Genomic DNA, 12104 nt, shown 5'->3' with positions numbered 1-12104 from the left:
GAAACTGATGAAAGAAGAATTTAAGCTCTTTTTGACCCGCTTGCTTCCTTTTGTGTTGATTTTGGCGGGTATTCCTTTGATCAGTTATTTGATTTGGTTTTGGACCCCAACTCGAAACCTGGAGATTTTGGTGGTGGATAAAACGGTGAGAGATCAAACCTATCAAGAGCATCAAGGAATTTTCTGGATTCTGGAACATGGCAAATTCAAAAAATCAGAAGATCGGTTTTATGACAGTTCCCAAGATTATTTGGGTTTTTTCCCGGACCGCTCTGCCCAAAATTATGGTCAGATCAAAGACCTGACGGGTAAATCCAGGTCGGATATCGATTCTCTGGTCAGAAAAAAAGAGTTGATTTTCATTGCGGACACCTATGGGGTATTTGAAAATGATTTCAATAAGCCTCCTGTAGAAAACCCCAGCACAAAAATCTATGGTGGCATGGATCTTTCAGAGATCCGGCTGATTCAAAGTGCCAAAGAACAGGGGAAAACCGTCATCGCTGAGTACAATTCGATGGCTTCACCCACTCCCAAACCCATTCGGACAGAGTTTGAAAATCTGATGGGTATCAAATGGACGGGCTGGATCGGCCGTTATTTTGATGAGTTGGATACCGTTCAGAATGGAGATATTCCCTTGTGGATGAGAAAAGAGTACAAAGCGCAACATGGAACTTGGGATCTTGCCGGTCCGGGGTTGATTTTTGTGAAGGAGAGTGGGGAGATTGAGGCTTTTCTGATGAAGCGTGATTTTCAAAACCAAACCCCGCTTATCCGCACGCAGAAAGTGAACAAGCACGGATTTAAGTTGCCTCAGGTGATTCCCTATCCGGATTGGTTTGATGTGGTGATGATCGAAAGAGACTATCAGGTGGTTTCATATTACGATATCAATCCCACCGCTTCCGGATTGCAGCGCTTAAGAACCATGGGACTTCCCCGATTTTTTCCTGCTGTGGTTTATCGTCAGATTGGAGAGGGGAGACAGTATTATTTTGCGGGAGACTTTTCTGATATCAAGAAAGACCTCGGCTCTCCGAAATTTTCCGGATTGCCATTTCTTTGGAGGTCCTTGTACGTGGCTGCGGATTTTACAGATCGCCAAAGTTTCTTCTGGAACTACTATCAACCGCTTTTGGAGCAAATCCTACAGCAGGAACATCAATCAAAGAAGAAAGACTAACCTTCTTTTCCGAAAGTCATTCACTTGAAGTTGGGAATTTATCCTAAACTCAGGTTTTTCAGGGTTTGGGAGGCAATAGCTTGCGGGTTTGCACCATGTAGCTGTTTTTGTTTTTAAATTCCTCAAACTCTCCCGTCAGTCGAGTCAATAAATCGGGATCATCTACCGGATCGATGTTGAGCCCGTCAGTGACCAGGAATATCTGGCCTTCGGAAAGGAAGAACTCTCCATGGATGTAATCCACCAACTGATTTTTGTTGCGCATCAGCGGCATGGCAATCATGGATTGGAAGGTGCGGGTGGTGTCAAGGACCTGTCCCTGCCAAATGACCTCTTCCGGAAGTTGGATTCCTGCATTTTTCTCCAAGAATGCCAACAGCGAAGGCGTTATTTCATAGTGACTGCTGATCCCTTTGAAATAGTCGCGACGTTTGAGAAGAGGGGAATAGATCATCAAAGGAACATGAAAACGATCCAATCTCGAAGCCATCGGTACTTCGGGAAGACGGTGATCCCCGGTAATGACGAAAATGGTGTTCGCAAATTCCGGACGCTTTTTGTATTCCTCAATGAATAATTTGACCGCATCATCGGCATACAATACCGTCATGTAGATGTCCTGATAGGCCAAATACTCATTGATTTTTGCAGTACTCAGCTTGAGGTATTCTCTGAGATGGGCCTGAAGTTTTTGCTGGTAAACCTCCCGCTCTGGGACTAAATAAGGATCATGGGAAGTTTGGGTTTGAAAAATACGCACCTGTGGGGCGACTCTTTCCGCAGGGAGTTTTCTCAATCCGTTTTGAAATAGTTCTTTGTCTGCATATCCCCAGGAAAATCCATTTTGAGACGGTGATTTTTGATATCCGGGCAAGAAAGTGGATTCATCTTCCAGCTGGGTTACCTGTTGATATTCCAAAAAGTCTGAAACCCGGTCAAATTTACGGTCCGCTCCAATAAAATACCGGACATCATAGCCGTTGTCCTTCATTACGCTGAGAAAAGAGTGATGATAAGGAAACTCATCAGAAAGCTCCAGAAATCCTTTTTCTCCAAAAGGTAAGCCGCCAAATACTCCGGGAAGTAAACCGAAGGTCCTGCCCGTAGAGGAGAGGGCATTGGTCCACACCAGGGAATGCTGCTCCAGTGAATCCAGGAATGGCGTGAAAGAGCCCAAATACGCGTTTTTGCCGGAATAGGCTTTTCCCAAACTTTCCACAAAGATGAAAACGATATCAGGGGCTTGGGTCAGGCTGTCGAAGAAGGGGCTCAGGACGTCGGGATAGTTGTTTTTGTGAACAAAGGGATACTCATCATTGGTGAATTCTTTTTGTACCAAAAGATCATCGCTGCTTCCCCGAAGGTAAAAGTCAAAGTAATATTCACCGCCATAAATCCAATAATCAAACGCCTGCTCAGTCAAAAAGCGGGACTTGTTCAATTCCACGTTTCTTTTCGTTTCGCTGGTTCCTGCACTGATTAATTCAGGAAGAAAAGTGAACGCAAGCAGCAGGGCATAAAGCGCTGCCGTGAAATAAAGCGAAGTCTTCAGTTGGAAAGGGAAAAATTTGATCCCCAGGTGGAAAACAAGCAACAACACAGAAAAAAGTACAAGTCCTAAAATCAAGTTGATCAAATTGAGCTGTCCCGAAGAGGAGACTGTCAAAATAAGATCATTCCAATTGTAGGCAAAGAGGTCTTTTCCAAGAGGGAGCAAGGTCTTCAGAAAGTAGAAAATCAGCGCGACATGGACAATCAAGGCCACAGCAAGCGTCACTTGGAGGACTATTTTTGCTAAAGTGCGGGAAAGCAGGCTTAAAATCAGAAAAACAATAAAGAGTAAGCCCAGAAAATAAAGGATCCATTCCAAGTCTTGCAAAAATCCATAGGTCCAAACATCCCGGAATGTGAAATCCAAAACATGGGTTTGGAAGACCAAGCCCAATTCGGCCAAGCGAAGCAAAATCATCAATCCTAAAAACACCAGAGACATTCCCCAGAAGTTTTTTAAGACGGAATACAAGCGATCTAGAAAGGTGGAGCGGATTTCAGCCTTTTGGGCCATAAATTGAGCGTAAGTTTTTGTGGGAGATTCCGAAAAGATAAGGCAAAATCAGGTATCTTCAACGGTCATTTTCACAGCATGAGTAAATCAGATTTATTGGTGGAGTTGTACTCCAATATCAACACAACAGGCGCACTGACTTTTAGCTCCAAAGCCCTGGTCAATAAAATGCTTTCTTACACCGACTTAAGTCAAGCTCGCTTGGTCATCGAGTTGGGCGGGGGAGACGGAAGTATTACCCAAGGCATAGTGGATCGCCTGTCGCCGGAGGCCGAATTATTGGTTTTTGAGATCAATACCTCCTTTTGTGAGGCCATGAAAAAACAGTTTCCTCAACCCAATGTGAAAATCATTTGTGATTCGGCAGAAAACATAGAGGCATATTTGGAGGGGAAAAAAGCCGACTACGTTCTTTCTTCTCTTCCTTTTAGTTTAATCTCCAAGGAGGGTACCGATCAGATTCTCAAGCAGAGCAAACGCGCGCTGACACCGCAGGGGAAGTTTATTCAGATTTGTTATTCCTATTTGCTCAAAAAACTTTTCCAAAAATATTTTTCTCAAGTTGAGGCAAAATTTACCCTGAAAAACCTTCCCCCGGCCTTTGTGATGATTTGTCATTGAGTAAATGGAAGTGCTCAGGGTGGCGATATTGGATTTTTGCCGAAGGAGGAAAAACAACTCATTTTGTCCTTCCGAAGTGGTCCGGCAGCTTTACCCCGAGGATTGGAGGCATTTTATGCCGGAGATCCAGGCAGTCATGATGGACATGTATCGGGAAGGGTTGATCCGGGTGACTCAACAAAACAAGCCTGTAGATCCCAACCAACTTCCCATAGGTCCTGTCAGAATCTCTGCTCTTCCTCAGAAACCTATCTGAACCAATTTGGGTTTTGATGGAGATTCTTGAAGTTTGAATAGTCCAAAAGAAAATTTCTTGAGAGTCTAGTTGGATTTTAGGGTTTGGTGTGTTGCGCCTTTGATGAAGACCTAAAGCGCAATCATTAGCCTAAACAATTCGCCTTAATGGATTCCCTCTAAACCAAACCAAAAACAAATGAAACACGACGAGTTGCTTCCCAAAACAAACCTGGATATTCCAGAAGGCCAAGAAATGATCATCTTAGGCGGGGGATGCTTTTGGTGTACCGAGGCAGTTTTCCAACGGTTGGAAGGAGTGATCAAGGTGGTGTCGGGGTATGCAGGAGGCATATTCGATCATCCGAGCTATCGTCAGATTTGCACGGGTACCACCGGTCATGCCGAAGTGATTCAGGTGTTTTTTGATCCTTCCAAGATCAGTCTGGAATCCTTGTTGGAGGTCTTTTGGGCTACCCATGACCCGACCACGCTCAACCGGCAAGGGGCAGATGTCGGTCCCCAGTACCGATCTGCCATTTTCTACAAAGATGATTCTCAAAAAGCAATTGCCGAAAAACTGAAATCAGAGCTCAATCAATCCAAAATCTTTGACTCACCCCTAGTTACCGAAATTACAGCCTTTACCAATTTTTATGCTGCCGAAAACTACCATCAGGATTATTACAATCAGAACGGAATGCAGCCTTATTGCCAGTTTGTGGTTCGGCCCAAAGTGGAGAAACTGAAACAATATTTTGCAGATAAACTTAAAAAATAAAGAAGGACGGAAAGAATTGTTTGAAATTTTAGTTTTCTTGTAACGAGTTCGTATTATTATTTCAAATTGTTTCAATCCATGCATTCATTCCATTTTAGAAAATCGTTTTCCTTGTTTTTGCTGCTTTTTGCAAGCGTTTTTTCAAATCTTCTCGCTCAAGAAAAAAAACCGGATTACCTCGGCGTTTTGTTTAGCGGGGAATCCCATCAAGAAAGGTTTAATCCCAACATAGGGTTGATGTATGAGTGGAACTTTTCTCAAAAATTTGGGGCCGAAGTCGGAATTTTCTACCGGACTTTCTTCGAAGAGCAGTTGATCACGATCAGTAGCCCTACGGTATTTGTTTCTGATTATGTCCGCTATGTGTTGGGCTTTGTGGGAGTGCCGGTACTATTGCGATATGACGTCGGTTTTGCCCATGTATCTTTGGGACCACAGGTCGATATTTTTACGGATTGGACTCAGGTAAGAAAAGGGGAAATCACCCTGGATTCTTACAGTCGAAGTCCAAGGGTCAGAGTGGGTCCGATGTTGAAAATCGGAAGGGAAATCCCTTTTAAAGAGACCTTGATTTTTGAACCCGAACTGAGGGGAGGTATCCGGTCTTTCCAAGTGGGAGAACGGTATTTTGGAATAGGACTCAAGGTCAAAAAAGGAATAAAGAAGGACTGATCGGGTATTTCTCGGGCAGGGAATTATCCGGGATATTGAGCAAAGGGTCATCTCAACCTTACCCCATCTTTCAAAAAACTTAACCCTCAAAATCAGGTTTTATTCCTAATTTCGCTGAATTAATCTGTTTTTTATGCAAATGAAGAGAACGAGAGCACAAGAGTCCAGAGCAGCGATTGAGCGGTTGTACATCACCATGAGACATCTTTTTAACCGGGGAAGTTATAAGCCTATGGGGGTTTCAGGTGAGGGATTGATCCAGGCTTTGATGGTCTTGAGTCCTGAAATTTATGGGACGCTTACCGATACCGAAAAGATCGAACTGGACGGATTGCTTTATGTGATGGAGCGATTGCCAAAAGGGATAGAGGAATGCCGCTATGTGCGATTGATCAGCAGAGAAGGCTATGAAACTTCGCATTTGGTACCCTTGGTGCCTCCCCGTCGAAAGCGAAATTGCTATCGCCTCGACGATCAGATCATGTATGTGGAAATGACCCGCGGTCGGTCTGACATTTACGATATTCTGACCCACCTCACCTTTTTATATATCGAATCCAAAAAAATCCTTCGCAACAGCACAGACCCGAAAGGGAAAATCTCTTCCAACTGGGAGATGCTCGAGGAGTTTGTCCGTAAAGAACGGGATGGGGAAGAGCTGGACATGGAATGTGCCTCGGCGTATTTGAGTCACATCATCGGTCGGACTTTTGAGGAGACCTTGGGTGCCGTGAAGAAATTTGCCAAAAGCTCAAATTCCAACAGCTTATTTTCCATTGTTTACCATTTGGGTAAAGTAGCCATGGAAGAGACCAATTTGGGATTGGATAGAGAGATTAGTTTTTCAGCCACCCTGAGAGAGCGGATTGGCCACCACGTGTATGGCGAACTTTGGGCCGACCGAATCAAGGAGAAACTGTTGGAAAAGAACCTGATACATCGGCCGATTCACATCATCTCTGCCAATCTTCACAGCGTGCTCAATACCGTCTATGCTCATCAGGCCTTGGGATGCGGGAGTTTTGAAGAGATCGAACAAGTGGCCACGGATATTTCGGTCAAATCCAAAAATAATCAGGGCAAGAAAATTCAAGATTATGCCGAAAAGCATGGATTCATTGATCTTCCCGATGAATCCGGAACCAACATCGGAGCACAGATCATTGATACCGCCCATTTGCAAAAATCCTCACTGATCCCCGGCACCTCTTTGCCGGATGATCCGGAAAAGCGTCCTGTTCTTGTTGTCATGGACTACGCCTTTGGCGAGCAAGCCTACGAATGTTTTGATGAATTGCTCAAACCGTACTCCAAAAACGGTAAAAAATACCCCCTCAATGTAGTTTCCACTTCCATCATGGGAAAAGCTGGAATCCTTCATGGTGGAAAAGGAGACCTGATGGTTCCTAATTCCCACGTGTTTGAAGGTACCGCGGACAATTACCCCTTCCGAAATGAATTGAAAAAGTCCGATTTTGAAGGCTATGGATTGGGAGTGTATTCAGGTTCGATGATTACCGTGTTGGGAACCTCACTTCAGAACAGAGAGATCTTGACGTATTTTATGGAATCTTCCTGGAATGCTGTGGGACTGGAAATGGAAGGTGCTCACTATCAAAAGGCTATCCAATCTGCCTCCAAAATCCGGGGCAGCATCCGCTCCAACGTCAAGGTACTCTACGCCTACTATGCTTCTGACAATCCCCTGGAAACAGGTAGCACCCTGGCCTCGGGAGCTTTGGGTATGGAAGGGGTGAGGCCTACCTATCTGATTACCTACAAGATTTTGGAAAAGCTATTCAAATGAGCCTAACAAGAAAGTCCCAGCCTGAAACCAGGCTGGGACTTTTAATTTATGGTGGTTTTTTTTATGAAAGTCTCAAAATAAATTGCGATTGTCCGGAATTGCACCACCAGGCAAATACTCTTTGATTAATGGGTCGGATGCTTCGACAGTGCTCAGCACAAGCGACCGAAGGATTCCTGATTTCTACTTTTCTAGAAAACTTTTAAGCTCGCGTAACTTCCTGGTAAGAAAGTGGATATGCAGAATAATGTATTAAGTTCAGACCTGTCAGGTGTTCGTTCACTTTCATGATTGTGGTGAATTTCCCAGATTCATATCAGTTTTAATGGGTACCGGTTTCTGGTATCAGGCAATCTTTTTGACGGTAAAGAAAAAGGTACTTCCCTTATCCAGCTCAGACTCCACCCATATTTCCCCTTCGAGTTTTTCGACTGCTTTTTTGACAATACTCAATCCGATGCCGGTTCCATCGTATTCGATGTCCCGTTGGATTCGCTGGAAAATCACAAAGATTTTATCAAAATATTCCTCCTCGATCCCAATGCCATTGTCTTGGACTGAAAATTTCCAATGGTCCTTGAGTTCTTCTGCCGAAATTTTCACCTCCAGCGGAATGTCCTTTTTGGCGTATTTCACCGCATTGGAAATCAAGTTGAGAAAGATGTGTTGAAGTAATGCCTTATTGGTTTTGATCTCCGGGAGCCCCTCAAAAATGAAATTTCCTTTCCGGTTTTTCAGGGCAAGTCCTTCGATGATATCGTTTACAAATTCATGAGTATTGACTATTTCCAGGTCTGTTTCATTTCTTCCCACTCTGGATAGTTCCAAGAGTTCCAAAATGATCCGCTGCATCCGTTTGGCGCCTCCGATGGCAAATTGGATGTATTGATCCGCCTTTTCATCGAGCTGGCTCCCATATTTTCTTTTCAGCAATCCCATAAAGCTGGATATCATCCGAAGGGGTTCCTGAAGGTCATGAGAGGCGACAAAGGCAAACTGCTCCAATTCCAAATTGGAAATCGCAAGGGCTTTCACCTTGGCTTCCAATTCCTCATTGAGTTTTTGGAGGGATTTTTCATACTCCTTTCTGGGACTAATGTCCTGCATTGAGCCAACTATCCTTGTGACCTGTCCTTTTCGGTCACGAATAAAAAGGGCTTTGTCAATGACATAGGAGTAGGTGCCGTCGGCTTTTTTAAACCGGTATTCCTCCAGCCATTTGTTTTGTTCACATTTGGGATTGAAGTAGTCTTCAATGATGGCTACTATTCGTTCCCGGTCCTCGGGGTGAATCAGGGAAATCAGAAGATCCAAACTTGGTTGAATTTGAGCCAAGTCGTACCCAAAAAGTGACTGGAATCCGTCTGCCCAGAATAGGGAATTGTTGGCTACATCAAAATCCCAAATGGCATCATTGGTGGCTTTGGCCAAAAACTCAAAACGCTCAATACTTTGCGATAGCAAAGATCTATTGGTGGTTATTTCAGAAATGTCGAGTCCTGTACCAAAGACACAGATTTTACCCTGATAATTGATTCGGGAGGCGGTAAAAATAAACGGGATAGTTTTTCCAGCCTTGGAGGTTAGAGCCGTTTCCAATTCGGTATGTCCCTGTTCCAACACTTTTTGGATATGTTGCTTGACCAAATCTCTTTCGCTTCCTTGGAAAAAATCCAGTGGATGCATGTGTTGGATTTCTTTTTCTGAAAAACCGGAGATCGACTGTAGCAGACTGTTCCAAATCAAAAATTTTCCAGACTGATCAAAGAGATAGAATACGCTGGGGAGGGTTTGGATAAAATTTTGCTTTAGTCGCAGCTCATCATTGAGAGCAGTGGATAGCTCTTTTTCATGAGTGATGTCTACCATCAAGCCGGCTAGTTTGAATGGAACACCGTTTTCATGTAATACCTTGACCCGATCGTTCAGCCAGATATAAGTGCCGTCTTTTTTTAAAAAGCGATAATCAAACTTATGATCTTTGAGGGCTTTACTTTCCAGGTGGCAGAAGTTGACGGCAAAGTCCCGGTCTTCCGGATGAATGTGATCCGACCAAAACCTCGGAGAGCCCATCCATTCTTCTCTTGAGTACCCGGTGATTTTTTCAACTTGCGGGCTGACATAGGTGAATTGAAAAGTTTGGGCATCTGCTTCCCAAAAAATTCCATCGATGTTTTCGATAAGGATTTCAGTAACAATTTTTGATTTTTTTAGCTTTTTTTTGGTTTTGATAAACTCAGTAACATCCTGAAATATCCCGATCATGTAGACCGGATTTCCTTGCTCATCTCTTTCCAGGTTGGCTTTGGAGACCACGTGGATGATAGCCCCATCTTTTTTAATCAGTCGCTTCCGGATCGAGTATTCGATATTTTGGGACAAAACCTCATTCATATGGGCTAGGGCCCGATCCCGATCATCGGGGTGAAGTACCGAAACTCCCTTTTCAAAAGTCACCTCGAACTCATTGGGTTCATAGCCCAACATGAGAAAAACTCCTTCCGACCAGTGGAGTGTATTGTCTCGAAAGTTCAGTTCCCAAGTCCCGGAAGAGGTCAATTCTTCCAAGTTTTTAAGTAAAACAGTGGAGGAAGTGGTTAGGACTTCAGTCGGTTTTGTCGCATTCATAGGTTTCTTGTCTTACGATTCAGCATCATATCTGAATCAATAAAAGTTACAAATCCATAGCCAACCTCTGATGGTTAAGAGTCACTGCTGTAGATTTACACAGCAAGAAAACGAATAATAAAGTATGGAACGGTTTGGTGCTAATCATCGGTCTTTTGAGGTAAATGAACCGATCCCGGAAAATTATATTTGGATAGTCAAGTCCTTGAAAAATAAGAAAGAATTGCGAGGAGTGTGGAATAATTCCCCACTTTTCTGCAACATAAGTTTGATTTAATCTTATAGTGAGGATGAATTAGAATGTTTATTTAACAAGTCGTTAATCAAAAAATAGGATTGTCCGCAATTGTACCACCCTCCAAATCAGCTTTGATTAATGGGTCGAATGCTTCGACTGTGCACAGCACAGTCGACCGAAGGATTTCTGATTTCAACCTTTTCGAGAAACTTTATTTGCTCGCTCAGCTTTCTGCTAAGAAAGTGAAAATACAGCTCAAAAATTTAATGGTATTGTAATTGAATCCTGAAAACGAGCTGAGTTGCTCCGCAGAAAGGAGAGGTCAGAATTACTCTTTTTTATCCGCCCGCGTGGAATGAAGCATATCCAACCTCCATCCGTTTTCTGTCCGGATGGCGGTGGCACTTTCCAGCCAATAGAGTTCGCGAAGCACTTGCCCGTCTCGGGAGATCGTGGCATAGTTGTGATAGGCAATCCAAGCCCGGTCTCCTTCCACGATTGTTTTGATATATTCAAAGCGATTGGTGCGGGTAGGAGGGTTGGGGTTGCTTTTGGCTTTGCCGAGGTAGTTTCGAATAAACGACATATCCCAAACTTCTCCATGCTCGAGAAGGATAAAATCCTCGGTGTAAAAGTCAGTGAGCTTTTCTGCGTTATAGTTGGAAAAAATCTCATCAAAGGAATCCTGAATCAGTTGCTCCACCTGACGGACATCGGAGGTTTGGGAAAAGGCGGTGGTGGAAAAAAGGAGAGCCACTAGGACTAAGAGGGTTTTCATGGGTGTGAATTATTTGAGAAAAGGTTGGAAAAATAGTTAAGTCAGGTATTCTGACGAAGGGCCATTCAATTTGTTTTTTGATTCTTTTTTAGGGATTGAAAAGGGCTTTTCATCAGGTAAAGAAAGGTTTGTTTGTCTTCGGAGTCAAATTCTTTCAGGCCAAAGTCTGACTTTTTCACAGAAATCCATTTAAAGGTTTTGAACAGTCTATCCCAAAGGATAAAGATATCGGCAAAATTGGAGTCGGTGTACTGCTGATCTTTGTGGTGGTGCACCCGGTGATGGTCCGGCATGACCAGCACCATTCCCAGCGTGTGATTTAACCACTTGGGGTAATTCAAGTTGGAGTGCTCCAGGAAGAAAAACACATACAAAATGAGGTAATAAAGCGCCAAAGCGGTCATATCTGTGCCGAAAATTGCCGCCGTGAGGACATTGCCGGTTTGGTAGATAAAAATGATTTCCAAAGGATGAAAACGAAAGGTGGTCGAGGAATCCATTTGCGTGTCGCTGTGATGTACCCGATGCAATCTCCACAGCAAGGGAACATGATGAGAGGCCCGATGAATCCAATAGGTGGTCAGATCATAAAATACCACCCCCAGCGCCAGTTTGACCCAATAGGGCCATTCGGTCCAGTGCAAAAGTCCGATTTGATGCCTGGTAAGCCATTCGATCCATTGAAGCTGAATGCCGAGAAAAACCAGATTCAAAAGGGTAAGCGAAAGCTGGAAAAGGAGGTTTTGGAAGAGGTGCTTTCCTCGGTTTTGGAACGAATAGGGGTTGATAGTCACTTGCTCCAAAAAGAAAAAGAGGCTCAGTAAGCCAATCAGAATATAGTTTGGATCGATGCTTAAGATGCTGTTGATCAGTTCCATATCTTGTTATTTACACTTGAAGTGAATATAAGTCAATCCCATGAACCTTCCTATCGTCCCCTAATCGGGATCATTGGAAGTTCTGGCACCCCCTAGACTAGATGAAGGATTGCAACTGCCCCATTCAGTCTAAAAGGAATTGATAATCCCTCCTTAACTCAATTTTTCCTTGACAACTTGTCAAGTTAAATCTAACTTAGCTTAAAATCAGACCAC

10 protein-coding genes are annotated in these 12104 nt (G+C 43.6%); 6 read left to right on the top strand and 4 right to left on the bottom strand.

The genetic code is table 11. The features are described from left to right. The first annotated feature begins 7 nt into the window (after window positions 1-7). Complete coding sequence (locus CLV31_RS08540) at window positions 8-1186, top strand: hypothetical protein (RefSeq protein ID WP_111392469.1); 1179 nt, start codon at window positions 8-10, stop codon at window positions 1184-1186. Between the two features lie 58 nt (window positions 1187-1244). On the opposite strand, the gene CLV31_RS08535 is transcribed toward CLV31_RS08540, so the two are convergent. Further along, window positions 1245-3251, bottom strand: a complete 2007-nt coding sequence (locus CLV31_RS08535; RefSeq protein ID WP_111392468.1) for an LTA synthase family protein — start codon at window positions 3249-3251, stop codon at window positions 1245-1247. Window positions 3252-3329: 78 nt separating this feature from the next. Between CLV31_RS08535 and CLV31_RS08530 the strand changes: the two genes are divergently transcribed. The 5 genes from CLV31_RS08530 to CLV31_RS08510 all read left to right on the top strand — a co-directional run bounded on the left by CLV31_RS08530 (window position 3330) and on the right by CLV31_RS08510 (window position 7366). Continuing rightward, window positions 3330-3872: a class I SAM-dependent methyltransferase gene (locus tag CLV31_RS08530; RefSeq protein ID WP_111392467.1), complete on the top strand. Its 543-nt coding sequence runs from the start codon at window positions 3330-3332 to the stop codon at window positions 3870-3872. Between the two features lie 4 nt (window positions 3873-3876). After that, window positions 3877-4128, top strand: a complete 252-nt coding sequence (locus CLV31_RS08525) for a DUF3253 domain-containing protein (protein ID WP_111392466.1) — start codon at window positions 3877-3879, stop codon at window positions 4126-4128. A gap of 177 nt (window positions 4129-4305) precedes the next feature. Further along, entirely contained in the window at window positions 4306-4887 is a 582-nt protein-coding gene (gene msrA / locus CLV31_RS08520) for a peptide-methionine (S)-S-oxide reductase MsrA (RefSeq protein ID WP_111392465.1), read from the top strand. A 78-nt stretch (window positions 4888-4965) separates the two neighbouring features. Next, on the top strand, window positions 4966-5559 hold the full coding sequence (locus tag CLV31_RS08515) for a hypothetical protein (RefSeq protein WP_111392464.1): 594 nt from the start codon (window positions 4966-4968) through the stop codon (window positions 5557-5559). A gap of 139 nt (window positions 5560-5698) precedes the next feature. Then, window positions 5699-7366 carry a DUF6909 family protein gene (locus CLV31_RS08510; RefSeq protein ID WP_111392633.1) on the top strand — a complete coding sequence of 556 codons (1668 nt, stop codon included), beginning with the start codon at window positions 5699-5701 and terminating at the stop codon, window positions 7364-7366. Between the two features lie 345 nt (window positions 7367-7711). On the opposite strand, the gene CLV31_RS08505 is transcribed toward CLV31_RS08510, so the two are convergent. From CLV31_RS08505 to CLV31_RS08495, 3 genes are all read right to left on the bottom strand, one after another. Further along, entirely contained in the window at window positions 7712-9994 is a 2283-nt protein-coding gene (locus CLV31_RS08505; RefSeq protein WP_111392463.1) for a PAS domain-containing protein, read from the bottom strand. Window positions 9995-10560: 566 nt separating this feature from the next. Beyond that, on the bottom strand, window positions 10561-11010 hold the full coding sequence (locus tag CLV31_RS08500; protein WP_111392462.1) for a nuclear transport factor 2 family protein: 450 nt from the start codon (window positions 11008-11010) through the stop codon (window positions 10561-10563). Between the two features lie 65 nt (window positions 11011-11075). Next, window positions 11076-11888 carry a sterol desaturase family protein gene (locus CLV31_RS08495; RefSeq protein ID WP_111392461.1) on the bottom strand — a complete coding sequence of 271 codons (813 nt, stop codon included), beginning with the start codon at window positions 11886-11888 and terminating at the stop codon, window positions 11076-11078. Window positions 11889-12104: the final 216 nt, after the last annotated feature.

Source organism: Algoriphagus aquaeductus (assembly GCF_003253485.1).
Classification (GTDB): domain Bacteria; phylum Bacteroidota; class Bacteroidia; order Cytophagales; family Cyclobacteriaceae; genus Algoriphagus; species Algoriphagus aquaeductus.
The sequence above is the reverse complement of the archived record's forward strand: the minus strand, read 5'-3'. Positions and strand labels throughout refer to the sequence as shown.